At 62.1% G+C, this 25,620-nt stretch carries 17 protein-coding genes; 15 read left to right on the forward strand and 2 right to left on the reverse strand.

The window, feature by feature from the left end:
- Nucleotides 1-157 precede the first annotated feature (157 nt).
- A complete protein-coding gene (locus ACNAOT_RS19545) occupies nucleotides 158-1,153 on the reverse strand; it encodes a LacI family DNA-binding transcriptional regulator (RefSeq protein WP_420179050.1) in 996 nt (331 codons plus the stop codon).
- 869 nt (nucleotides 1,154-2,022) lie between these two features.
- Between ACNAOT_RS19545 and ACNAOT_RS19550 the strand changes: the two genes are divergently transcribed.
- The 15 genes from ACNAOT_RS19550 (at nucleotide 2,023) to ACNAOT_RS19620 (ending at nucleotide 24,437) form a co-directional block, all read left to right on the forward strand.
- On the forward strand, nucleotides 2,023-6,030 hold the full coding sequence (locus ACNAOT_RS19550; RefSeq protein ID WP_420179051.1) for an Eco57I restriction-modification methylase domain-containing protein: 4,008 nt from the start codon (nucleotides 2,023-2,025) through the stop codon (nucleotides 6,028-6,030).
- A complete protein-coding gene (locus ACNAOT_RS19555; RefSeq protein ID WP_420179052.1) occupies nucleotides 6,027-9,488 on the forward strand; it encodes a helicase-related protein in 3,462 nt (1,153 codons plus the stop codon). The genes ACNAOT_RS19550 and ACNAOT_RS19555 overlap by 4 nt, the downstream gene beginning before the upstream one ends.
- A gap of 1,256 nt (nucleotides 9,489-10,744) precedes the next feature.
- Nucleotides 10,745-11,548, forward strand: coding sequence for a hydroxypyruvate isomerase family protein (locus tag ACNAOT_RS19560; protein ID WP_420179053.1), 804 nt, complete (start codon nucleotides 10,745-10,747; stop codon nucleotides 11,546-11,548).
- Between the two features lie 128 nt (nucleotides 11,549-11,676).
- Nucleotides 11,677-12,555, forward strand: coding sequence for a 2-hydroxy-3-oxopropionate reductase (locus tag ACNAOT_RS19565; protein WP_420179054.1), 879 nt, complete (start codon nucleotides 11,677-11,679; stop codon nucleotides 12,553-12,555).
- Between the two features lie 130 nt (nucleotides 12,556-12,685).
- Complete coding sequence (gcl, locus tag ACNAOT_RS19570; protein WP_364305879.1) at nucleotides 12,686-14,461, forward strand: glyoxylate carboligase; 1,776 nt, start codon at nucleotides 12,686-12,688, stop codon at nucleotides 14,459-14,461.
- A gap of 25 nt (nucleotides 14,462-14,486) precedes the next feature.
- Nucleotides 14,487-15,656 (forward strand): glycerate kinase, encoded by a 1,170-nt coding sequence (locus tag ACNAOT_RS19575; RefSeq protein WP_420179055.1) that lies wholly within the window; start codon nucleotides 14,487-14,489, stop codon nucleotides 15,654-15,656.
- Nucleotides 15,649-16,998, forward strand: coding sequence for an allantoinase AllB (allB, locus tag ACNAOT_RS19580; protein WP_011776129.1), 1,350 nt, complete (start codon nucleotides 15,649-15,651; stop codon nucleotides 16,996-16,998). Before ACNAOT_RS19575 ends, allB begins: the two co-directional genes overlap by 8 nt.
- Before the next feature lie 10 nt (nucleotides 16,999-17,008).
- The gene (locus ACNAOT_RS19585) at nucleotides 17,009-17,749 is read left to right on the forward strand and encodes a winged helix-turn-helix domain-containing protein (RefSeq protein WP_420179056.1); all 741 of its coding nucleotides are present in this window, start codon (nucleotides 17,009-17,011) and stop codon (nucleotides 17,747-17,749) included.
- Nucleotides 17,750-17,847: 98 nt separating this feature from the next.
- Nucleotides 17,848-18,315, forward strand: coding sequence for a thioredoxin-dependent thiol peroxidase (gene bcp / locus ACNAOT_RS19590; RefSeq protein WP_420179057.1), 468 nt, complete (start codon nucleotides 17,848-17,850; stop codon nucleotides 18,313-18,315).
- A 147-nt stretch (nucleotides 18,316-18,462) separates the two neighbouring features.
- Nucleotides 18,463-19,581: a PP2C family protein-serine/threonine phosphatase gene (locus tag ACNAOT_RS19595; RefSeq protein ID WP_420179058.1), complete on the forward strand. Its 1,119-nt coding sequence runs from the start codon at nucleotides 18,463-18,465 to the stop codon at nucleotides 19,579-19,581.
- Between the two features lie 19 nt (nucleotides 19,582-19,600).
- Complete coding sequence (locus ACNAOT_RS19600) at nucleotides 19,601-21,577, forward strand: glycosyltransferase family 2 protein (protein ID WP_420179059.1); 1,977 nt, start codon at nucleotides 19,601-19,603, stop codon at nucleotides 21,575-21,577.
- The gene (locus ACNAOT_RS19605) at nucleotides 21,567-21,899 is read left to right on the forward strand and encodes an STAS domain-containing protein (RefSeq protein WP_091470163.1); all 333 of its coding nucleotides are present in this window, start codon (nucleotides 21,567-21,569) and stop codon (nucleotides 21,897-21,899) included. The genes ACNAOT_RS19600 and ACNAOT_RS19605 overlap by 11 nt, the downstream gene beginning before the upstream one ends.
- The gene (locus tag ACNAOT_RS19610; protein WP_420179060.1) at nucleotides 21,892-22,311 is read left to right on the forward strand and encodes an ATP-binding protein; all 420 of its coding nucleotides are present in this window, start codon (nucleotides 21,892-21,894) and stop codon (nucleotides 22,309-22,311) included. Before ACNAOT_RS19605 ends, ACNAOT_RS19610 begins: the two co-directional genes overlap by 8 nt.
- A 185-nt stretch (nucleotides 22,312-22,496) precedes the next feature.
- Nucleotides 22,497-23,716, forward strand: a protein-coding gene (locus tag ACNAOT_RS19615; protein ID WP_420181171.1) for an IS3 family transposase whose coding sequence is annotated in 2 segments (ribosomal slippage) — nucleotides 22,497-22,764 and nucleotides 22,764-23,716 — 1,221 coding nt in all. Because the reading frame shifts where the segments join, the coding sequence is not laid out codon by codon here.
- Nucleotides 23,717-24,029: 313 nt separating this feature from the next.
- Nucleotides 24,030-24,437, forward strand: coding sequence for a hypothetical protein (locus ACNAOT_RS19620; RefSeq protein ID WP_420179061.1), 408 nt, complete (start codon nucleotides 24,030-24,032; stop codon nucleotides 24,435-24,437).
- Nucleotides 24,438-24,502: 65 nt separating this feature from the next.
- On the opposite strand, the gene ACNAOT_RS19625 is transcribed toward ACNAOT_RS19620, so the two are convergent.
- Nucleotides 24,503-25,597: a pyridoxal-phosphate-dependent aminotransferase family protein gene (locus ACNAOT_RS19625; RefSeq protein WP_420179062.1), complete on the reverse strand. Its 1,095-nt coding sequence runs from the start codon at nucleotides 25,595-25,597 to the stop codon at nucleotides 24,503-24,505.
- Nucleotides 25,598-25,620: the final 23 nt, after the last annotated feature.

Here is a 25,620-nt window from a genome sequence, read left to right on the forward strand (position 1 = left end):
CGTTTGGGCTGTCCCGCGTGCTGAGGGTGGCTTCTTTGCCGGTGGTTCTTGTGATCCGTGGAATCGATTCCAAATGTGTTCAAAAGAATCGGCCTTGCGGCCGTGGAATCGATTCCAAAGTAGTGTGACAGGGACCACTGAGGGCTGTCAACCCTCCTTATTTCGTGGAGTCTCGGATGACGAGTTCGTGCGGGAGGAAGGTTCTTCCCTTGCGATGTGAGCCCTCGACGGTCATCCGTTCCAGGAGTTCAGCGAAGGCGACGCGGCCCATTTCGTAAGCCGGCTGCCTGACTGTGGTCAGCTCGGGAACGCACATTTCTGCCTGGGCTGAGTCATCGAAACCTGCGACTGCGATGTCCTGTGGAACTCGTAGTCCGGCGTCCGTGAGTTCACGGACGCACCCAGCGGCGACCACGTCGGTGCCGCAGAAAATCGCATCCGGAAGGTCCTTCGTTTCCAGGAGCTTCTTCGTAAGATCGCGGCCGGCGTGGAATCCGAAGTTGCCTTCGCCGAGCAGGATCTGGTCTTGCTCCAAGCCTTCTTCCTTGAGTGCCTGACGGAAGCCGTCTTCGCGCAGCCGACCCGAGCGGGCGCCTCTATGAGCGAGCATGGCCAGCTTCTGGGCGCCGGTGGTGATCAGGTGTTTGGTGATGTCGTAGGCAGCCCGGCGGTCATCGATGGACACTCCGAATGCTGCCTCAGCGTCGACGATCTCACAGACTTGGACGACGCTCATTTGCTCCGCGACTGTGTTGACGTCGTCGTCCGGCATGGTTGGCGAAAAGATCACCAGTCCGTCCACGGAGCCGTTCCTCAGCATGTCCACCAACTGCTGTTCGCGGTCAAGGTCCCCGTCAGTGGCCGCAATGAGGCTGACGTAGCCCGAGTCTGCCGCAGCGTCGCCGACACCGCGGAAGACTTCGCTGATAACTAGTGAGTCCAGGTTCTTCGCGAGTGCCAGGACGCGCATTGTTCGGTCTCTTCGGAGATCTCTTGCTGAGGCTAGCGGGCGGTAGCTCAGCGTCTTGATAGCGGCGTTGACCTTCTCCTTGGCCGACGCGCTGACAGCCGGGCTCCCGTTCAAGACGCGCGACACCGTCCCAACGGACACGCCCGCAGTCTTAGCGACGTCCTGAACTGTCGCCCGAGCCATGCGATTGTCCTTCCTCGAGCCGTTCCGCCGCTTCTGCGCAATTGCCGTGGCATGCCGAGCGGCGCTCCTCAGCTTAGCCGGAGTAAGGAAATCAACCAGGGCTGACGGTCAGTCGCAGTTCGACCGCTGGCGCTATAACTAAAAGCGGTCATAGGGTTACCGACTCATTGATGGGGGCTGGTGCCGCCACTATGGCGACATCAGGAATCAAAATGACCTCCCAAAGTCGCGTTAAGGCGTGAGCTCATCACCATTAAGAAAATCAAGCTGAGGCAGTTGCGAGGACATCGCAACCTCTGATTCAAAGGTATATGGATTGACCCTGGTCTCAGGAGACAGGTCGCCTCAGAGGATCCGCTGGTACGAATTCTCGGCATGGAGAAGTGGAGTGAGGCTCGCTGGCGTCTGCTGATTCAGGACGTAAACGACGCGTGCACGATCTGACCGCCGGTAGCAAACCTGCCCAGACGGTAAGGTAAAAGAACTGACGTCGGGATACTTGTGGGGCTATCCCAACCGTCCATCGGCCAAGAATTCAAGCGAGAGCCAGTCTGACGGGCTTCCTCCACCCCCCGGTCACGAGCGTAAGCTCCGACAGTGAGCCGACGTGACAGAGCCAACACCAAGAATCGAATAGAGCGCGCAAACCGTAACTGCAACAACAGCCGACGAAACCACAAGACACGTCCAAAAGGTCTCCGATTCCGTCGGCGTCTGACATTCTAGGTTTAGACGCGTTCGAATGGGCCAAAGGTTGCCGGAGAGCGTGCCCTGGCGGGGTAAACGAGGCGACTAAACTGCTTCCGTCTGATGACCTTTGAAAGGGGTTTATTGAGGATGATCAACGGAAGGTGCGGGGGAGGTACAACGTGCGTCTGAATGCCGATCGCGTTGTCACGTGGAGCGACGCTAGCCAGCCTGTAGGTATTGTCCCGCAGAAGGTTTACCTTGGTCCCGACCCGTTTGGCCTCGGCGGGTTCCAGGTGGCCGTCGGTACGGCCGTAGTCGCTCCGACCCGCCAAGCCCTGCGTGACCTGTTCACGGCACGGAAGGGCAAGACACAGATTCAGCTCGTGGTCGCGGTCGTCCACGACGGTGCGGTAATAATGCTCGGCCCCGACCCTCAGGCGCAGTCAATTACACTCCCTGTCGAACAGGCAGAGCGTCAGCTTCAGTCCGTCCTTTCTGAGCCTGATGTCCTTGCCGCGACTGAACGGTTCGCCGGCTTTCGCAAAGCGAGTGACTCGACTGGCGTCGCGGGATTCACCAACAGCGGGCTGTTTGCGACGCACCACATTATGGACAACGTCCCGAAGCGCTCCGATTGGGATGTGCTCGGCAATCAAGCCGTACCGCTACTGAGCCTGCGCAAGAAGCAACTTATCGAGGCTCTCGGTTTCAAGACTCAGGTCGGCCCAAACGGTACGCTGCTGCTCTCGATCGACGGCCGTCCGCCACGCGCAGTCGCTGTGCTGCTCGACGATACCGAGCAATTCGATACCAAAACTCAGCGGTTCCAGCTGTCGCCCGTAGCTTTTGGACTTGCGGTGGCGTCCCGCCAAGAAGTCCCGTGGCTGGTTGTCCTGCGTAAGGACCAGATCCGCCTGTACCCAGGACGCGACGGTGTGGGAGTGGGTTCGAAGGGCCAAGCCGACACCTTCTTCGAGGTCGACCTGTCGACCATCGATTCCTCATACGCTGCTCTCCTTCCGTTGATCTTCTCCGCGAGGGCGCTCACAGCGGACAACACCACCGATGAGCTGCTGCGCGACAGCGCACGTTATGCCACCGAGCTGGGGGCGCGTCTTCGTGAGCGCATTTATGACAAGGTCGTCCCGCCTGTCGCCGTTGAGGTCGCGCGACGACTCGAGAAGCACGCCGGCGTTAAGCTCGACGCCTACGGTCTCTCGACTGCCTACCGAGTAACCCTTCGCATCCTGTTTCGGTTGCTCTTCCAGGCCTACGCCGAGGACCGTGGGTTGCTGCCCTCTGGCCGTAACGAGGGTTTTGATGCCAACAGCCTCAAGGCAAACGCCCGGCGCCTGCTCGACTCTGACACAGAGGAGTTCGGGGACGCCTCTACGATATGGCTCGATCTAGTTCAAGTGTGGAACGCGATCGACCACGGCAACCCGCAGTGGCAGGTGCCCTCCTACAACGGTGGGCTCTTCTCCACTGATCCGAAGCGTTCATCGGAGGGTGCGCTGATCAAGAAGATCGAGCTTCCCGACAGCGTCCTTGGTCCGGCGCTGAAGAGCCTGCTCATCGACGCGAGCGCCGACGGCGTACTCGGCCCGGTCGACTTCCGCAGTCTCAGCGTTAGAGAGTTCGGGACGATCTACGAAGGCCTCTTGGAGAGCTCGCTCTCGCTGGCAGAAGAGGATCTCACAGTCGACACTAGCGGCGCATGGGTTCCAGCCAAGAAAGGCGATCAAGTCTGGGCGCCAGGCGGCTCAGTGTACTTCCACACTGCCTCGGGCGAGCGGAAAGCAACGGGCTCCTATTTCACACCAAAGGTCGTAGTGGACCACCTTATCGAGCGCTCAATCGTTCCAGCTCTCACGGCGCATTTGGAAAAGATCGCGGGCTATCTCTCGAAGGGCGACGCAGCCACAGCCGCCCGGGAATTTTTCGACTTCCGCGTGGCAGACCTTGCTATGGGCTCAGGCCACTTTCTGGTCGCAGCGGTGGACAAGATCGAAGCCCTCATGCGCACCTTCCTCACCGAGCACACAGTACCGGGCGTTACCGAAGAGCTACTCCGACTCGCGGGCGTCGCTAAGGAGGCACTCGGTTCCGACGAAGTCGCCAAGAGCGAAGTCGACGAGATCGGGTTGCTCCGCCGACAGGTTGCTCGGCGCTGCATATACGGCCTAGACATCAACCCAATGGCAGTCGAACTGGCCCGTCTTGCACTCTGGATTCACACCTTCGTGCCCGGTTTGCCTATGAGTAATCTGGATCACGGGCTCGTCAGTGCGAACAGCCTCACCGGGATCGGCACCATCGAAGAGGCGTTGGATGCATTGCAGCCTGGGCGTATCGTGGGTGCCGCTACGATCTTTGATGACATCATCCTCGACAACCTGGCCTCAGCGAAGACGCTCCTCATTGACGTCGCAAATGCGAGCGAGGCCAATAAAGCCGAAGTTGAAGAGGGTTCCCGATTGCTGGCCGAGGCCCGGTCTGCAGCGGACACTGCCCGCCGAATCTTCGACGCCGCCGTAGCTGCTCGTATTGGCGAAATTCATCCCGGGGCGATCCTCGACGAGGACTCACTGCAGCGCGTTCTGGATCTACCCGAGGTGGCCGAAGCAGCAGAAAGGCTGCAGCCGGCCCACATGCCTTTCCTGTTTCCGGAGGTGTTCCTTCGGGACCACCCCGGATTCGATGTCCTCCTCGGCAACCCGCCCTGGGAGAAGCTGCACGTCGAAGAACACCAGTGGTGGGGACTCCGGCTCCCCGGGCTGCGCTCTATGCCGACGAAACAAAGGGATGCCACGCTGGCGGCGTTCCGTGTCAGCCGGTCCAATCTTGAAGAAGAGTATCTGGCCGAGATCGAACGTGTCCGAGCGATGGCCAAGGCGGTGTCGTCCGGTCCTTACACCGGCCTCGGTGCTGCCCATTTAGACCTTTACCAAGCTTTCGCATGGCGCAACTGGCAATTGCTCCGAGCTGCTGGCCGCTCAGCACTCGTCTTGCCTCGCGGTGCCTTGGCAGGGTCGTCGCTCACGGCATGGAGGAGAGAGATCCTCTCCCAGGGCTCATTCGCCGACGTATGCTTCCTGCTGAATAACCAGCAGTGGGTGTTCCCGGAAGTCCACCCCCAATACACGATTGGCCTTACTGTTTTAGAAAAGGGCGGGAATCCGGTCGTCCGATGGTCTGGTCCGTTCGCGAGCAAGAAGGACTTCCTCAAAGGTGCGGATGACCTTGCGGACGTACCTGGCGACGAGTTCGTCTCGTGGTCGAATAGTGCGGCTTTCCCGCTGATCCCCGACGGTGTTTCTGCTCAGGTCTTTCGTCAGATGAAGAAGGTGGCCCGCTTCGACTCCGTACGCCAGGGCTGGGAGTTCCGTCCGATACAAGGCGACTTGAACGCAAGTAGTGACCGCCGCGTCATGGAGTTCGATACCGAGGCAACTCGCGACCGGATTCCCGTCGTGGCTGGGGCGAGCTACAACCTATGGGACCCCAATGCCGGGACGCCGTTCGCCTATGGTGATCCCAAGGTGCTTCGTCCGCATCTCGCGAGCAAAGTCGCTGGAGCCGTTAGGAACTCTCGGTCGGCGTATAACGGCCTAAAGTTCGCACCAAACACGCTTCCGATGGACGCGGCCCGGATTGCTTTCCGAGACATTGCGCGAGCGACCGACACGCGAACCGCGATCCCGTGTCTTGTTCCGCCGGGCACGGCTGCCGTACATCAGTCACCGCTCCTGGTAAGGCGCCAGGGAGACGAGAAAGCCGAAGCGTTCCTTCTCGGCGTCATGTCAAGCATCCCGTTTGACTGGGGCGCGCGTCGCTGGGTAGAACTGCACCTAACCTTCGAGTTGTTGAATGCTCTTCCGGTCCCTGTGTACGACCCTGACTCGGGTGGTGCGAAAAGGGTTGTCGAGATTGCAGGGCGGCTCGCCGCCCGCGACGACCGCTATGCGGATTGGGCGGCCGAAGTGGGTGTGCCGGTTGGGTCGGTAAAGACTCCCGCCGAGAAGGACGACCTCATCACAGAACTCGATGCCATCGTCGGCCTGCTGTACGGGCTGAGCGAAGATCAAGTGGAGCACGTCTTTTCCACCTTCCACCGTGGCTGGACCTATGAGACCCGGCTCGACATGGTCCTGCAGCACTATCGGGCATGGAAGGGCAAGGCATGACACAGCTTCCTGATTTCGCAACCAACCACTCGCCTAGCGAGGTGGCTGTCACCGTGGCCGACAAGGTCAACGAACTCTTCCGCCTTCTACGGGACAACAAAGTCACTCCTCCGCCCATCGCGATCGCGACAGCGTACATCAACCCTGCCGGGTATGCTCTGCTTGCCGACGAGTTGGAAACGGCGCCACGCGTACGGCTTCTCTTGGGTGCGGAGCCAGACGCCGCGGCAGTGCGAGCAATCACGTCCGGAGACTCGGATCAAGACTCACGCCGGGACGCCGCGGTCCAACACCACCAGGCATGGCTTGAAGCCGAGCGAGACACTATGGGCTTTGCGCGCGTCCCGACCGCCGAGGCGAAGCGTATGGTCGAGTGGCTTCGCAGCGTCGATCCCGGGGGTTCGGCAAAGGTCGAGGTACGCCGATACTCGGGCGGCTTCTTGCACGGCAAGACTTATCTCGTCGAGGACGGCGCCGCTCCGGCCGCGATCGCCGGATCATCGAACATGACCTACGCCGGGCTCGCGCACAACGCGGAGCTCAACCTTGGAACGGGCGGCGGTACAAGTTCGGCGGCCAAGGTCGGTGAGTGGTTCGAGCAATTCTGGAAGATTAGCGACCCCTACGATTTGGCTGAGCTGTACGGCCGTCTATGGGAGCCGCACACCCCGTGGTTGGTCTACCTGCGCATGCTTTGGGAGCTCTACGGTGAACATCTCGATGCCGAGGAGAATCCGAACGTACGGACCGGTCTGAACCTGACCCGTTTCCAAGCCGACGGTGTGGCGCGTATGGAGCGGCTGCTCGATGAGCATGGCGGAGTGCTCGTCGCCGACGAAGTAGGTCTTGGCAAGACTTTCCTCGCCGGTGAGGTGATCTACCGCACGGCCAACATCAACCGGCAGCGCGTGCTCATCGTCGCCCCAGCAGCACTGAAAATCTCGATGTGGGAGCCGTTCCTAGTTACCCACGACTTCAGTCGGTGGGTGAAGGTCTACTCTTACGAGGAAGTGCGCAATCGGCTTGATCCTGAGAAAGGACCGGTCGACGCGTTCTTGCAGGAGATTGAGGACTACTCTCTCGTCGTAATCGATGAGGCCCACAACCTCCGTAATTCGGGTGCCCAGCGGTCCGGTGCTGTAGACCGTGTCATCACCGCAGGTAGTCCCAAAAAGGTCGTGCTCTTGACGGCGACTCCAGTTAACAACTCGCTGACGGACCTCGAAACGCTTATCAGGTACTTCATCCGCGACGATGCCCGATTCGCGGCCCTGGGCATACCTAGCATTCGGGAGTACATCAAGCAGGCACAGGCAGTCGACCCAGCGAACCTAACTCCGGAGCACCTCTTCGACCTGATGGACCAGGTTGCCGTGCGGCGTACCCGGAAGTTCATCAAGGAGCACTACGTCAATGAACTGATCATCGGCCCTGACGGGAAGCCCACAACCATAAAGTTCCCGCAGCCGAAAGTACGTCGTATCAACTACGCCCTCGACGCAGCTGGCCTCGCGCTCATCGACGCGATGGTCTACTCGCTCGATGACCCGACCAATCCCCACGCACCCCGAGCGTGGGAGGAACGCAGCCGCGACCCAAAGCGGCTCATGCTCGCCCGCTACCTATCGAGCATGTACACGGTCGACCACGACCTGCAGGAATACCAAATCACCAACACCGGCCTACTCCGCGCAGGACTGCTCAAGCGACTGGAGTCCAGTCCGCAGGCATTGCACGCTTCGCTGCAGAACATGATCAACTCCCATGAGGCGTTCCTTGAAGCCCTCGGCCAAGGATTCGTCCTCAAAGGCGAAGCGCTCAATGATTGGGTGTCGTCAGACTCCGACGACCTCGATGATTTCGTTGCAGGGTTCGACAAGGACACGCAGATCGAATCTGTCGACGGCTACCACCTCTCCGAACTCGAGACCGACATTAGGTCCGACATCGTCCTACTACGCGAGCTACGTGATCTAGCCAAAGTCGTGATTGACGGGTCAGAGCCCAAAGCGGAGAAGCTTATCGAAGAGCTCACCGAGATCGCCAAGGAGGCACAGCGGGTTGACCCGCGTGGCCTCTCGCATGCCGATCGCCGCAAGGTGATCGTGTTCTCAGCTTTCACGGACACGATCATCCCTGTCCATGACGCGGTGGTTAAGGCCATATACGCTGCTCCGCCAGGTTCGCCCCTGGCCGACTACAAGGACAGAGTTGCCCCTCCTATGATGGGCACCTACGCTAAGGCGCACGAACGCGGTGCAAGCGGTGGTGTCGACCAAGGCGGACGTGCCTCGACCATTGCGGCATTTGCTCCGCAGACTGCTGGACCGCGAAATGCCGCCGGTGAACCGACGGCAAAGGACGAGTTCGATATTCTCTTCACCACTGACGTGCTGGCCGAAGGTGTGAACCTCCAGCAGGCCGGCCAAATGATCAACTATGACCTGCCGTGGAACCCGATGCGTATCGTGCAGCGCCACGGCCGCGTCGACCGCATCGGGTCCAAGCACGACTATGTGCACCTCGGTCTGTTCTTCCCCGCGGAGCGCCTCGATGCGCTGCTTGAGTTGGAAGCCCGGCTTGTGTCGAAGCTCGCCCTTGCCGACGCCGCCGTCGGCGCGGGCGAAGTCCTGCCAGGAAGAGGGCCTGGCCACGAGGTCAACCTAGCTGACGACCAAGTGGTTGACGAGTTCGAGAGGCTGCTCGATGCGGGTGGGTCCAGTGCCTCACTCTCAGGTGAGGAGTACCGCCGACGCCTCTACGGTGCTTTCGACATGGAACCAGTACTGAACACCCACGTCCTCAGCCTCCCTTACGGCTCGGGCAGCGGATTCGTGAATCCAGTTGTACAGGGCAACGGTTACGTGTTCTGCGTCAAGATCGGCAAGAGCACCAAGCCGTGGTTCCGGTTCGTCCCCACAAACGACGACTGGTCCGTCAAGTACGCCGAGGATGGCGGTCCGATTGTATCGTCAGACACACTCCTCTCCCTCCGGGTGGCAGACCCGCGGAACGCTACCGCCGATCGTTGGCTGCCCACCGATGTCTACGACAAGGCCTTCGATGCCTGGAAGGTCGCTTGTGACAGCGTCTACTTCACGTGGAAGCAAATGACCGACCCCAACGCCTTCCAGCCGGACCTCCCGCTTTCGTTCAGGGACGCGTACACGATCGTCCTCCACCGAGGTGGATACTTGGGACGGGAAGCACAAATCGCACTGGCCAACCGTCTGCGCAGCGTCCCAACTGCCAAAGTTTCCCGTCAAGTACGCGGAGCCCTCAATCAAGGGCGAACCGACGAGGAACGAATCCGCCTGGTTTCCGAAGTCCTCGATGAGGCTGGCATCACAGCGCCCCCGCCGCGTGAGCCGCTACCCGACATCGAACCACACGAAGTGCGACTCGTGACGTGGATGGCGATACGAGGGACCCGAGGTCTTCAGGAGTCAGCCGAATGACGTTCGAGGCCAAGCTGCCTGCCCACTAGACTTCATCAGGAGCAGAAATACTGGTTCGCCGCCGTAGAGGCAGGCCTAAAAATGGCAGCCTATCCTGCTGGTTTTTGCTCGCTTGAGACTCGCCCAACACATGCAGGTCGTTCTGCCGCTCGCGCTCTAATGGGATGACGTCTCCCAATCATCGTTCGGGACAAGCGGCTTACGAAGCAGCTTGCCCCAGTTCTTTTGTCCGTGCAGCGCTTGGTTCTGCGGAACTAGTGCTCCTAGCTTCGGTCCGGCCGGGTGGGGAGCCAAGGTCCGGAGCTTGATCTGGCGGTCACTCGCACGAACGCTAGGCCGAAGCAATTTCCACGAGAGGCATGCTTAACGCTCCCATGGGACGAGCAGTCCGCTGCCGTCTTTCCGATCCTCAATACTTCATAACGACAAGGGTGAGTGCAGGAGTTCGAATGCCCCATCTCCTTGGTCTGAGACGTCTGTTGCACTTGTCCGCGCAGACCCGCATCCCCAAGATCCCTCCTCATTAGACGGTCTCGAAATCTGTTCCAGACCTACTCGTCTCCCATCATATGGCGGGCTTATTACGGCTCTAATTGTCAGTTTGCCTGCCGGCTATGGCTCGGTTGACCGCGAATCGGACTTGCAACTTAGATAGGAAATGCCTCAGTCATATCTCTCGTGGAGAGGCAGAATATCATCCGTGTGCGTGGCCTGGAGACCGAGCCTTGGGCGGCTGGGTTTCAAACAAAGGAGCGCGCGTGACTTTTGGTCCTGGACAAAGGAAATCCAGCACTCCCAACCTTTCCAAGCTGAGCCGATGATTGTGATCTGGGCAGCTACTCACTCACCCGGAGGGTCGTTCAGACCAGCGACGATGCCTTCGACGCTTAGACGACGCGGCTGACCATCCGTAGTTGCAAAGGACATGGTGGCCATCTTACGCAGCACTCAGATACTCAGAAGATACGGGAAGCTCACACTCGACAGCCCTCCGCCGCCAGCGTCGTGCAGAGTCCCTTTGCACAATTAGGTTGTGCACCCCGTCCTCAACGCGACTCATAGGTGGTCCCGCCGGACGTTTCTCTGGTCTCCCAAACCCTGCTCCCCCACCCACCCCTTGACTCCCGCTCCCACCTTCTCTAAACTTTTCATAAAGCAGAATCTAAATTCCACAAGGCGGAAACTGAGGCCAAGCACCGAGGCAGCAGCCAAGCACTCGGAAGATAGATCAAAGCCCCTCCTCGGAAGGACCTACGATGACGTACACAGTGAACTGCTCCATCCTCCTGACGGAGCTGCCCTTGCTCGAGCGCCCCGCCGCCGCGAAGGCAGCCGGTTTTGACGCCGTCGAGTTCTGGTGGCCCTTCGCCACTTCGGTTCCCACCGACAAAGAGACAACCGAGTTTGAAACCGCCATCAAGGACGCCGGCATTCAGCTCACGGGCCTGAACTTCAACGCCGGCAACATGCCCGGCGGCGACCGCGGCCTGGTGTCCTGGAAGGGACGTTGCTCCGAGTTCAAGGACAACATCGACGTCGTAGCAGGCATCGGTGAGCGCCTTGGCTGCAAGGCCTTCAACGCCCTCTACGGCAACCGCCAGGACGAGTTCACCCCTGAAGAGCAGGACGAACTCGCCGCCAAGAACCTCGCCGCAGCAGCGGAAGGCGTCGCCCGCATCGGCGGCACCGTCCTCCTCGAGCCGGTCAGCGGCGCACCCAAGTACCCGCTCCTCACCGCCGAAGACGCACTCAAGGTCATCGCCCGCGTCAAGGCAGAATCCGGCGCACAGAACATCAAGCTCCTCGCCGACTTCTACCACCTGGCAGTCAACGGCGACGACGTCGAATCCGTCATCGAGAACCACGCCAAGGACTTCGGCCACATCCAGATCGCCGACAACCCCGGCCGCGGCGCTCCCGGAACCGGCACGCTCCCCCTCGGCGAATGGATCGCCCGCAGCCGCGAACTCGGCTACGACGGCTACATCGGCCTCGAGTACAAGGAACCGCAGGAATCGGCTTTCAGCTGGGCCATCCGCCAGCGCGCCAACGCCAACTAAGCACGGGGCGCCCAACTAAGTAGCAGCAGAGCGCGTTTAGAACCCTCAAAACGCGCACTAATGCGACCTAGTTGGGTAAGCACACCCGGGTTAAAACACACACAGACTTCCCCAGAAAGAGAACCACAATGAGCAACGTTGCAGTCATCGGACTCGGAATCATGGGCCTCCCCATGGCCATCAACCTCGTCAAGGCCGGCCACACGGTCACCGGTTTCAACCGCAGCCAGGACAAGATCGACAAGCTCGTCTCCGAGGGCGGCCAGGGTGCCACCAGCATCGCGGACGCAGTCAAGGACGCCGACGTCGTCATCACCATGGTCCCGGACTCCCCCGATGTTGAGGGTGTAGTCAGCGGCAAGGACGGCGTCTTCGCTAACGCGAAGAAGGGCACTATCTGGGTCGACGCATCCAGCATCCGCCCGGATGTCGCTAAGCGCCTCTCGGACGACGCAGTAGCAGCCGGCATCCGCCCGCTCGACGCTCCCGTATCCGGTGGCGAACAGGGCGCAATCGACGCCGTTCTGTCCATCATGGTCGGCGGCTCCGCGGAGGACTTCGAGGCAGCACAGGATGTCCTCAACGCAGTGGGCAAGACCATCGTCCACGTCGGCCCGTCCGGCTCAGGCCAGACCGTCAAGGCAGCCAACCAGCTGATCGTAGCCGTCAACATTCAGGTCCTCGGCGAAGCCATCGCCTTCCTTGAGGCCTACGGCGTAGACACCGACGCAGCACTGAAGGTCCTCGGCGGCGGCTTGGCCGGTTCCAAGGTCCTGGACCAGAAGGGTCAGAAGATGCTCGACCGCAACTTCGACCCCGGCTTCCGCCTGGCCCTCCACCACAAGGACCTCGGCATCGTCACCTCCGCAGCCCGCGAAGCCAACGTCGCTGTCCCGCTCGGCGCAGTCGTCGCCCAGCTCGTCGCCGCAACCGTCAACCAGGGCGACGGCGGCCTCGACCACTCGGGCCTCTTCAAGCAGGTCCTCCAGCTCAGCGGCCGGAAGTAAAGCACCCGCCCAAGGCACCAAGCAACACAAAGCAGGGAACCCGCCGTCGTATATAAACGACGGCGGCTCCCTCACCACACCCAAAAACACCACAGACTTCGCCCGCAAGGGCAAAAACAAGGAGTACACCATGGCAAAGATGCGCACCGTTGATGCGGCCGTAGCCATCCTGGAAAAGGAAGGCGCAACCGAAGCTTTCGGTCTGCCCGGCGCAGCGATCAACCCCTTCTACTCAGCAATGCGTGCCCACGGCGGCATCCGCCACACGCTGGCCCGCCACGTTGAAGGCGCCAGCCACATGGCCGACGGCTACAGCCGCGCAGCTGATGGCAACATCGGCATCTGCATCGGCACGTCGGGCCCCGCAGGCACGGACATGATCACTGGCCTGTACGCAGCCCAGGCCGACTCGATCCCCATGCTCTGCATCACCGGCCAGGCACCGGTAGCCAAGCTGCACAAGGAAGACTTCCAGGCCGTGGACATCGAGTCCATCGCCAAGCCGTTGACCAAGTTCGCTATGACTATCCTGGAGCCGGGCCAGGTTCCCGGCGCGTTCCAGAAGGCTTTCCAGCTGATGCGCTCGGGTCGCCCGGGCCCGGTTCTGCTGGACCTGCCCATCGACGTTCAGATGGCCGAGATCGAGTTCGACATCGACGCCTACGAGCCCCTGCCGGTGGAGAAGCCCAAGGCTTCCCGCAAGCAGCTGGAAAAGGCACTGGATCTGCTGACCGCTGCCAAGCACCCGCTGATCGTTGCCGGTGGCGGCATCATCAACGCCGGCGCTTCGGCCCAGCTGGTTGAGCTGGCCGAGATCCTAAACGTTCCGGTTATCCCCACGCTGATGGGTTGGGGCACCATTCCGGATGACCACCAGCTGATGGCCGGCATGGTTGGCCTGCAGACCTCTCACCGCTACGGCAACGAGACGTTCCTGCAGAGCGACTTCGTGATCGGCATCGGCAACCGTTGGGCCAACCGCCACACCGGCGGCCTGGACACCTACACGGCAGGCCGAAAGTTCGTTCACATCGACATCGAGCCGACCCAGATCGGTCGCGTTTTCTCGCCGGACTTGGGCATTGCGTCCGACGCCGGTGCGGCGCTGGACGGTCTGTTGGAGCTGGCCCGCGAACGCCAGGCTGCAAAGACCCTGCCGGACTACTCGGGTTGGGTTGCCGAGTGCCAGGAGCGCAAGGGCTCCCTGCACCGCAAGACCAACTTCGACAACGTGCCCATCAAGCCGCAGCGCGTGTACCAGGAGATGAACAAGGCCTTCGGCCGCGACACCACCTACGTGTCCACCATTGGCCTGTCGCAGATCGCCGGCGCACAGATGCTGCACGTGTTCGGTGCCCGCAAGTGGATCAACGCAGGCCAGGCCGGCCCGCTGGGTTGGACCGCTCCCGCTGCACTGGGCGTTGTTCGTGGAACCCCGGACGCCACCGTTGTTGCCCTGTCCGGTGACTACGACTTCCAGTTCATGATCGAGGAACTGGCCGTGGGCGCGCAGTTCAACCTGCCCTACATCCACGTTGTGGTGAACAACTCCTACCTGGGCCTGATCCGTCAGAGCCAGCGCGGTTTCAACATGGAACAGAACGTTTCCCTGGCGTTCGAGAACATCAACTCCCCGGAGACCAACGGCTACGGCGTTGACCACATCAAGGTTGCCGAAGGCTTGGGCTGCAAGGCCATCCGCGTTGAGGACCCGAACGATCTGCCTGCCGCTTTCGACAAGGCCAAGGCACTCATGGGCGAGTTCAAGGTTCCCGTGGTTGTTGAAGTGATCCTGGAAAAGATCACCAACATCTCCATGGGCGTTGAGATCAACGGCGTGAACGAGTTCGAAGAGTTGGCAGAAACCGCGGCGGACGCACCCACCGCGATCCTGACCAAAGCGTAAGTAAGTAAAGGAAGGAGGCACCGGAATGCGTGTTGTCATCGCCCCGGACAAATTCAAGGGCTCGCTGTCCGCGCCCGACGTCGCCAAGCACCTGGCAACAGGCTTGCTCGCGGGGTTCGGTTCGAAGGGTTTTGAAGCAACACGCATTCCGGTGGCCGACGGCGGCGAAGGAACCATCGACGCCGCCATCGGCTCCGGCTTCACCCGCCGGACCACCATAGTCACCGGCCCGCTCGGCGAGCCGGTGAAGGCCGACTTCGCGGTGCGGGACCAGGAGGCTGTCATCGAAATGGCGGCAGCTTCCGGTCTCGCCCTCCTTCCTGCCGGCCCCACGTCTGAAACGGCCAAAACCGCAACCAGCATCGGCACGGGCGAACTCATCCGCGCCGCACTGGACCTCGGCTGCCGCAAGATCATCCTGGGTGTGGGTGGCAGCGCCAACACCGACGCCGGCGCGGGAGTCCTGCAGGGCCTCGGCGCCGTCTTCCTGGACAAGAACGGCAACGAGCTCCCCGGAGGCGGCGCGGCCCTCGCGGGAATAGACAGCATCGACTTCTCCAACTTCGACGTCCGCATCGAGGCCACGGAGTTCGTGTTGGCGTCCGACGTCGACAATCCCCTTTTGGGGGCCAGCGGAGCCCCAGCCATCTTCGGTCCACAGAAGGGCGCGACGCCGGACGACGTCACCTCGCTCGACGCCGCACTGAGCCACTTCGTGGACGTGCTCGCAGCAGCAACCGGGCAGCACGCCAAGTTTGCGGCCAAAGCCGAAGGCGCCGGAGCGGCAGGCGGCGTTGGCTACATAGCCATAGCGGCACTGAAGGCAGAGCGCCGGCCGGGTATCGACGTCGTGCTTGAATTCACTGAGCTTGAAGAACGCCTGAAGGGCGCCGATCTGGTGATCACCGGAGAAGGCAGCTTGGACGAGCAAAGCCTGCTCGGCAAGACCCCCATGGGCGTCTCGCGGGCGGCACAGAGGAACGGGGTTCCCGTGATCGCAGTGTGCGGCCGGAGTACCCTGAGCCGTGAACAACTCACGGACGCCGGCTTCCACACGGTCCATGCACTGACCGATCTGGAAAAAGATGTCCAAAAATGTATCGCTGAAGCAGGTCCGTTGCTTGAACAATTAGGTAAGCACATAGGCGTGTACCTGGCGGAACGGACCGAAAACAAGGAGTACCTCAATGTCTGAAGCAATCGGCGCCTATGACCTCGTTATCCGGGGCCAGCGCATCCTGACCACCGCCGGCCTCGCAGCCCGCGAAGTTGGCATCCGCGACGGCATCATCGTCGCCATCGAACCCCTGGGCAACGGCCTGACGGGCAACGAGGTCATCGAACTCGCAGACGACGAAACCCTCATCCCCGGCCTTGTGGACACCCACGTCCACGTCAACGAGCCCGGCCGCACCGAGTGGGAAGGCTTCGCCTCCGCCACCCGTGCCGCAGCAGCCGGTGGCGTGACCACCATCATCGACATGCCGCTGAACAGCATCCCGCCCACCACCACCGTGGACGGCCTGGAGCAGAAGCGCGTCGTCGCCAAGGACCAGGCGTTCGTGGACGTCGGATTCTGGGGCGGTGCCATCCCGGGCAACAAGAGCGACCTCCGCCCGCTCCACGACGAAGGCGTTTTCGGCTTCAAGTGCTTCCTCCTGCACTCGGGCGTGGACGAGTTCCCGCATCTGGACGCGGATGAGATGGAAGAGGACATGAAGGAACTCAAGTCCTTCGACTCCCTCATGATCGTGCACGCCGAGGACTCCCACGCGATCGACCGCGCACCCCACCCCGGCGGCGACCACTACGAAACCTTCCTCGCTTCCCGCCCCCGCGGTGCCGAGAACAAGGCAATCGCCGAGGTCATCGAACGCGCCCGCTGGACCGGCGCCCGCGCCCACATCCTGCACCTCTCATCCTCGGACGCGCTGCCGATGATCGCGTCAGCAAAGCGCGACGGCGTCAACCTCACCGTTGAGACGTGCCCGCACTACCTGACGCTCATGGCCGAAGAAATCCCTGACGGCGCCACTGCTTACAAGTGCTGCCCGCCCATCCGTGAGGCCTCCAACCGCGAGCTCCTCTGGAAGGGCCTGCAGGACGGCACCATCGACTGCATCGTTTCGGACCACTCCCCCTCCACCCTGGATTTGAAGGACCTGGAGAACGGCGACTTCGCAGTGGCATGGGGCGGCGTTTCCTCGCTGCAGCTGGGCCTTTCGTTGATCTGGACCGAAGCCCGCCACCGCGGCATCCCGCTGGAGCAGGTCGTGTCTTGGATGGCCGAGAAGCCCGCCGCTTTGGCCCGCCTGCACAACAAGGGCCAGCTCGCCCTGGGCTACGACGCCGACTTCTCCATCTTCGCCCCGGACGAAGCCTTCGTTGTGGACGTCACCAAGCTCAAGCACAAGAACCCGATCACGCCGTACGACGGCCGTCCCCTGGCCGGCGTCGTCCGCAAGACCTACCTGCGCGGCACCCCGATCGACGGCCAGAACCCCGGCGGCAAGCTGCTCCGCCGCGGCAACGTTTAGGTCAACCGTCATGGCAGTCAATGCCTACGGGCCACCGCCGTCGCGAGGATCCGCGGCCCGCGGGTCTTCCGCGCGCCGGAACGGCATGACCGCACACGGCCTGGCGCTCTGGGTCAACCCGGCCGAGGGCGACGAGATCGATCCCGCAGTTTGGGAACGGGCCGCACGCCTTGTGCTGGCCCGCGCCATGAAACTTGCCCCGGAGGCGGAAGTCCGCATCTGGCCCGCCACCGGGGCAGAGCACTCCGGCGTCGGCGACACTTCCTGGGGCGGCACTCCGCAGGAAGCCGCCGACGCCGGTACCAATGGTTCGCTGTCACTCGCCGATGCCCTGGCGGAGGCACGTTTGGAGACTCGTTCGAAAGAGTCAGAGGGCGCAGCAGAGGGCGACAGCACCGCCGTCGAGCCCGTAACGTTGGCGAGCCGACGCAGCCAACTTGCGGTGGACCTCGCCGCTGAAGTAGTGCTGCTGGACGGCGAGCCGGTTTCCTTTACTGGCATGGAATATAAGCTGCTGCGATACCTCGTGGTCAACTGCTCACGGGCCATCAGTCGTGAAGAATTGCAACGTTTTTTGGAGTCATTTGACCTCCCCGGCGCGGCATTTCGTTCGATCGACGTTTATGTTGGAAGGGTGCGGCGGAAGCTAGGCTCCGCCCGACACACCGTCGCCACCGTCCGTGGTGGCGGCTACCAGTTCGTGCCAGGGCCCTATGCCACAGTGCGCGGACCTGCGGAATACAGCATCTAAGTTCGCTGTTGTTAAAGATCAACGCCCCCGCAATTTGCATGACCGCTGTTGTTTGAAATGAAGGCCGGCTGTTTGCCGGTGAAACGTAAAGGATCGCCATGACCCAGAAACTCCTCGTCGGAACGCAAGCACCTGATTTCGCGCTTCTCGACGCCGACGGCACCAAGGTCTCGCTGTCCGATTACCGCGGACGCAACGTCATTGTGTACTTCTACCCGAAGGCAGCCACCCCCGGCTGCACCACCGAGGCTTGCGACTTCCGCGACAACCTCGCCAGCCTGCAGGGCAAGGGCTACGACGTCATCGGGATCTCCCCGGACGGCCCTGAGGACCTCGCTAAGTTCACCGGTGAATTCGCCCTGACCTTCCCGCTGCTCTCCGACGAAAACCACTCTGTGGCCCTCGCTTACGGCGCTTGGGGCGAGAAGCTGGTCGACGGCGAAATCGTCGAAGGCCTGGTCCGCTCCACCGTTGTCCTCGACGGCGAAGGCACCGTGAAGCTCACCCAGTACCAGGTTTCCGCGCAGGGCCACGTCCAGGCGCTCAAGGATGAGCTGGGCGTCTAACCGTCTCTCACATCCCGCGTGCTTGAGGGGAATCCCTCTCGCATATAACTGCACAAATCGTGTAACGCCCGCCCACTTTTGTGAGCGGGCGTTTCATGTGTCGTGACTAAACGTGACAAATACCCAGCAGCACTAGTTAATGGAGCCATGGTCTCTTCCCCACCCGTGCGCCACGCTGTCGTCGTCGAAGATGACGCTGACATCCGCGGCCTCCTCGTCCTCGTCCTCGAGCAGCTCGATTTCGTGGTGACGGAAGCACCTGACGGTCTCTCCGGCGTCGAAGCTGTCCGCAGAACCAACGCCGAACTGGTGACGCTGGACATCAACCTCCCGGACATCGATGGCATGGAAGTCTGCCGTCGCCTCCGTGAATTCTCCGACGCCTACATCCTGATGCTCACCGCCCGGGCCGACGAGATTGACCGGCTCAACGGGCTGGACACCGGCGCGGACGATTACATCAACAAACCCTTCAGCCCCAAGGAACTACAGGCGCGCATCCGTGCCCTGTTCCGCCGCGCCCGCACGCCTGCCGCGCCCGCCGAGGACACCGGCCAGAGCGACGAACTCGCCCGGGCAGCAGTGGTGCAGCAGAGCCTCCTGCCGCGCGAAACGGTCCGCCTCAGCGGTTACGACGTCGCTGGCGCCTTCCGCCCTTCGCGCAGCGTTGGTGGGGACTTCTATGACTGGTACCAGACCCGTGACGGCATGCACTTCACGTTCGCGGACGCCATGGGCAAGGGCATGGGTGCCGCACTGATCGCAGCAACGGTCCGCGCCGTGATGCGGTCCGTGGCGGACACCCCGGCCATAGACGCTGCGTTCGGCTCGGCCAGCGCCACCATTGCCTCTGACCTGGACCAGTCCGGTTCCTTCGTCACCATGTTCCACGCGCGGCTGGACAGCGCCTCGGGTACGCTCCGCTATATCGACGCCGGCCATGGGCTTGCGCTGCACGTTCCCGCTGAGGGGGCGGCGCGGAGGCTGGTCTCCGCCGGACCGCCCGTCGGGATCCTGGACAACCAGCTGTGGCCTGCGTCGGAGCTGGACCTGGAGCCGGGCGATTCCCTGGTGATCGTCAGCGACGGCGTTCTCGACGCCCACAATTCCTTGGAGGACTTCCAGCGGAACGTGGAGAAGGTTGCACGGAGCGGAGCAACTGCAGACGATGTGTGCGCCGCCCTGCTCGAGTTGGCACCTGCGGCGACCGCCGAAGATGACGTGACCGCCGTCGTCGTACGCCGAAAACCAAACGCAGGACTGTAGACCGCAAAAGGGGGGATTTGTGACACGTTTCTGGACTCGGCTGATCGTTGTGCTGACGGTCATTTTGGGCGTCAACTACGTAGCGTGGCGGTGGATGGCGTCGCTGAACTGGGAGGCGTGGTGGATCGCCGTTCCGTTGGTGATTGCCGAGACGTACAGCCTGATCGACGTCATGTTGTTCGGCCTGACCGTGTGGAACATCAAATTCCGGAAACCGCCACCCCCTGCCCCGGAGACGGCCACAGTGGACGTCTTCATCACCACGTACAACGAGCCCTTGGATCTGGTGATGACCACGGCTTTGGCGGCCAAGGACATCCGCTGGCCGCACAGTACGTGGATCCTCGACGACGGCGACCGGCCCGAAATGCGCGAACTCGCCGAGTCCAACGGGATCGGCTACGTCACCCGCGGCGCCGATTGGACGCCGGACATGCCGCGGCACGCCAAGGCCGGAAACCTGAACAACGCGCTCATGGTCACCTCTGGCGAGTACCTCTTGATTCTCGACGCCGACCAGATCCCCGAGCCTGACATCCTGGACAAGACGCTTGGCTACTTCAACGACGACAAAGTGGCGCTCGTCCAGACTCCGCAGTACTTCATCAATGTCCCCGCCGACGACCCCCTCGGCAGCCAGGCGCCCCTGTTCTACGGCCCCATCCAACAGGGCAAGGACGGCTGGAATGCCGCCTTCTTCTGCGGGTCCAATGCGGTCCTCCGCCGGGAAGCCCTCATGCAGCTGGGCCTGGTGGGCTACGTCAAAGCCACCGAGAAGAGTGTCCGGCGAGCCCTCGCCGCTTCGCGTACCGCCATTAAGAAGGCACGCCGATCACCCGAGGCAGAGAACCCGCTGGTGGAGCAAATGCTGAACGAGGTGGAGGCCGCTACGGAATCCGCGCAGAAGGAACTCGAAGCAGGAGCGTCCCTCAGCGAAATCACGTACCGGGTTCGCCGCCAAGTGGACGATGCCGTTCGCACCCTCGTGGCCGCCGACTTCTCAGCACTCCAATCGGACCTCGAGGAGATCGCAGCCATGGAACTCGCTCACGTCGGCGAGTCGGGCGTGACCACCGTGGCGACTGACGCCGTCGACCGTATGTCCGGACGCGACTGGTCCCCCTTGGGTGCGCTCGAGTCGGTTCACGCTGTCCTGGACGCCATCTCGGTGGAACGCACCGACGAGGCCCAGCCAATCATGCCGCTGGCCACCATCTCCGTCACCGAGGACATGGCCACCGCGATGCGCCTGCATGGCCTGGGTTGGAAGAGCGTTTACCACCACGAAATCCTCGCCAATGGGCTGGCCCCTGAGGACGTCAAGACCATGCTGACCCAGCGTCTCCGCTGGGCCCAAGGCACCATGCAGGTCCTCCTCCGCGAGAACCCGCTGGTCCAACGCCGGCTCACGTGGGGCCAGCGACTCATGTACTTCTCCACCATGTGGACCTACCTGAGCGGCTTCGCTGCCGTGGTCTATTTCGCGGCGCCCATCATCTACCTGACGCTCGGCATCCTCCCGGTCAACAGCATCAGTTTCGACTTCTTCATCCGCTTCATCCCGTTCATGGTGGTGAATCAACTGCTGTTCCTGGTGGCCGGTCACGGCATTCCCACCTGGCGCGGACAGCAGTACAGCCTCGCGCTGTTCCCCACCTGGATCAAGGCCTGCACGACGGCGGCCCGGAACGTTTGGTTCGGGCGTCCCCTCGGGTTCGCGGTCACCCCCAAAGCCCGGCAAAGCGGCGGGCCCAGTTGGAGCCTGATCCGGCCGCAGATCATCGTCGCGGTGCTGCTGGCGGTGGCGCTGGTTGTTGGCCTTATCCGGCTGCTCGCCGGAATGTCCGAGCCCCTGGGCACACTGGTGAACGTGGCATGGGTTGCGTTCGATCTGGTGGTCCTGAGCGTGCTGGTCAAAGCAGTTTTGTATAAGGGTTTCGTGCCCGAAGTTGTCGGGCCAGAGCGCCCCGAGGAGAGGAATGCAGATGCAGTTTAGCTATGAGGTCAACGACTCCTACGCGGAGGTGAAGAGCGTGGGCCGGCTGAACATGGTGGCAGCGCCCAAGCTTCGGGAAGTAGTGGCCGAGGTTGTGGCCGCCGGCTCCAGCCGCGTTGTGGTGAACCTGGCAGAAACCGACTTCATGGATTCCTCCGGGCTCGGCGCACTCATCGGCTGCCTCAAAGCTGCGCGTCAGGCAGGCGGTGACCTCCGGATCGCGGGAGTGCAGCCGCAGGTCAAAATGGTCCTGGAACTGACCAACATGGACAGGGTACTCACGGCGTACCCCACCGCAGAAGCTGCGTTCGGCGATGACTGAGGTCATCGCCCACCGGGGCTTTCACGGGCCGTCCAACGAGGAAGCCATCGAGGCCATCCACAATGAGTTGGACGCCCTGTGGGACGACGCCTCCTTCGTGCCCGACATGGACCGGATGACCTTCGCTACGGCCGTCATCGAGGCTGCGGCGAACATCGTGCAGCATGCGCTTCCTGTGGCGGACAAGCCCGTGGAGATCGACGTCGACATCAGCGTCCGTCCCACTCGGCTGGTGGCACGGGTTAGTGCGTTCAACGCCCGTGAGCCATTTGCGAATGACATGCAGGCTTCGATGCCGGATTCGGATGCGGAGTCCGGGCGCGGGTTGGCTCTCATCGAGGCGCTGGTGACCACGGTGACTTTCGAGCGCCAAGACGGCACCAACACGTGGATTCTGACCCGCAACACCTGATCCTCTCTCACGTCCCGCGTGTTTGAGTGCGACGCTCTATCACCTCCCGCGCGCTTCAACGCCACGCTCTATCACCTCCCACCCGCTTCAACGCGACCGTCTCTCACCTCCCGTGCCCTTCAACGCCACGCTCTATCTGCGGTCGTATGGTTTTCTGAGACAGCTTGATGGGAGATTCGCTTCAGATGACCACGCCCAGAAGAAAATATGACGCTGCGTTCCGCGAGGAAGCAGTGCAGCTGGTTTTGTCCACTGATCGGTCGGTGAAACAGGTAGCTGAGGAGATCGGGGTGAAGGAAAGCACGTTGGGCAACTGGCTCGCGCGGGCCCGTCAGCGTTCCCCTGGTGGTCCGGCACTGGTCCCGGTGCCCGATCGTGGGCCCGTGGAATGGGAAGAGCATCAGAAGGCTTTGGCCGAGAACGCGCGGTTGAAGGCTGAGGTTGAGTTCTTGGGAAAAGTCAGCGCCTTCTTTGCCGCGAAGCAAAAGTAGAGGACTTCTACGAATTCATCGAAGCGGAGAAGGCCAACCATTCCGTGGTGTGGCTGTGTCGGGCTCTAAAGGTATCCCGGGCCTCGTATTACCGGTGGCGCAAACCCTCGGCGCCATCACCGCGGGCGGTCCGGCATCAGGAACTGGTCACCGCTGTCACCAGCTTGTACACAGATGAGGAAGGCCGTGCCGGGCGGGACCAGCTGACTCTGATTCTCAATGAGAAGGGCGTGAAGGTCTCGGCCCCGACCGTCGGTTCGATCATGCGGGCGAACGGGTTGCGGGCGGTGCGCACCCAAGCCTGGAAAACCACCACTGTTCAGGACCCGCAGGCCAGGACAGCACATATTGAGAACCACATGCTCGACTCAGAGGGCAAACGGGACTTCACCTCATCAGTGCCCGGGACCCGTCTGGTAGGTGACATCACGTACCTGCGCACCGGTGAGGGCTGGCTCTACCTAGCCACCGTCATCGACCTGTTTTCCGGCATGGTCATCGGCTGGGCCATGGCCGCCCACATGCGCGCGAGCCTGTGCACCGCCGCACTGCAGATGGCCCGGAACCACGGACACCTCAGCGGATCCTCGATCATCTTCCACTCCGACCGGGGAACCCAGTACACCTCCGACGAATTCCAGAACTGGTGCGGCAGCAACAGCGTCACCCAGTCCATGGGCAAGATCGGGGTGTGCTGGGATAACGCAGTCGCGGAGAACTTCTTCTCGCACCTGAAAACCGAGTTCTACCACCACCAACGCTACGGTTCCCGGCTCGCTGCCCGAACCGGAGTGATGGAATACATCGAAGGCTGGTACAACCGCCGCCGACCCAACAAACGAGCCGGCGGCACAGCACCACTAACCGCCCACACCGCCTACAAAACCAGCACCCGGAAACCCCTGGCCGCCTAACCAACAACGACAACGAAACCTGTCTCAAAAACTTGACGACCGCAATCACCTCCCGCGCGCTTGAGCGCAACGGGTTGTTCTGCCCATCGCCGCGCGACAACTCTGCGTGAAAGCATTCGGTGAGATCCGCCGTCGAGCGCTAAACGAAACTGGGGACTAAATGAATTGCCGCACGCTTCGAACATCAGCACGCCCCTTCGCGCTGGCCGCTGCCCTTGTCGTGGGATCTGTTGGGATTGCCGGCTGCAGCGTCCCCGGCGAAACCAAACGGGAACCCAGCAAGGCACCTCCCATTACTTCCGAACCTGCTCCTGTGGCTGAAAGCATCGCCAAGTACGACGCTCTGACCGCGGAACTTGTTGCCGCCCTGGAAGAGAAGATGCCCGGCATCACCTGGGCCGTGGACGATACGGCAGACATGAGTCCAGCCCAAGACGGCAGATGCATGCTCTATCTGCAAAGCATGCAAAGCAGCGCGGACATCGTGGAACCGTCCAGGAACTTTGAGGATCTCTTCGCTGCGGCCGATCCCGTCCTGGAGAAGCACGGATTCCCTGCCTTCAACGGCATCGATCCCGTCCCCGGCGGGTGGGTGGTAACGCGCAGCACAGATGCTGTTGGCGCCACGGTGAGCATCCGATCAAAGTTCCCGGCCTACCTCGAACTCACAGCCCCGGTTAGGTCCGAGAGCTGCGACCCGAAGGAAATCCCCGCCAGTTGACCCAAACCCGCGGGATGTGAGCGAGCGACCCACCCAAACCCGCGGGACGTGAGAGAGCGTGCGGGCTAGGCTTTCGCGATGGCCTCTTTCAGCGCTCCGAGCACCAGCGTGACAGAAGCGCCGTTGGCGTTCGGGCCCATCATGCCGATGCGCCACACAGTGTCCGCGAACTCCCCGACACCCGAGCCGATTTCCATGCTGAAGTTCTCCAGAAGGTAAGCGCGGACGGCAGCCGAGTTGACGCCGTCGGGCACTTTCACGGTGGTGAGGCTCGGCAACCGGGCGCCCTCGGCAGCGAACAATTCGAGCCCCATCTCCTGAAGCCCAGCCTGCAAAGCCGCGCCAGCGGCACGGTGCCGGGCCTGCACATTCTCAAGGCCCTCAGCAAGGATGCGGTCCAGGGCGGCTTCGAGCCCGGCGATCATGGTGACCGGCGCTGTGTGGTGGTACGTCCGGGCACCACTGGCGGCGCCGACATACCCGCCCAGCAGCCCGATGTCGAGGTACCAGGAGCGCGGATCTTTGACGCGGCGCTCAAAGGCACGGTCGGACACCGTGAAGGGCGAAAGTCCTGGCGGCACACCAAGGCATTTCTGCGTTCCGGCGTATCCGACGTCGATCCCCCAGTCGTCCGCTCGGAGCTCCAGTCCGCCAATGGACGTCACGGCGTCACTGATCAGCAGGGCGTCTTTCTTACCGGCACCCAGCGCGGCGATGTCCGAGAGCACGCCGACGGAAGTCTCAGCGTGGACGGCGGCGATCACCTTGGGATTCGGGTGCGCGGACAGAACGCGCTCGGCATTTACGGGCTGGCCCCACTCGTGATCGACGCGGATCACCGTGGCCCCGCAACGCCGGGCGACTTCACACATGCGCGCCCCAAAGAGTCCGTTGACAGCGATTACTGCCACGTCGCCGTCGGACACGGTGTTCACGAAAGCCGCTTCCATCCCGCCGGAACCTGTGGCACTCAACGGGAGTGTGCGCGCATTGGAGGTACCCCAAACAGTCCGGAGGCCTTCGCAGGTGTGGTCGAGCCGTTCGATGAACACAGGATCAAGGTGGCCGAGCACGGGATAGGCCAGGGCAGCCATGGCTTCGGGGTAGCAATTGCTCGGGCCGGGACCGAACAGGAACCTGGACGTCAGAATGTGCGGCATGTGCGAACTCCTTCAGCTGGTTG

It is taken from the genome of Paenarthrobacter sp. TA1.8 (genome assembly GCF_048595705.1).
GTDB classification, from domain to species: Bacteria; Actinomycetota; Actinomycetes; order Actinomycetales; family Micrococcaceae; genus Arthrobacter; species Arthrobacter nitroguajacolicus.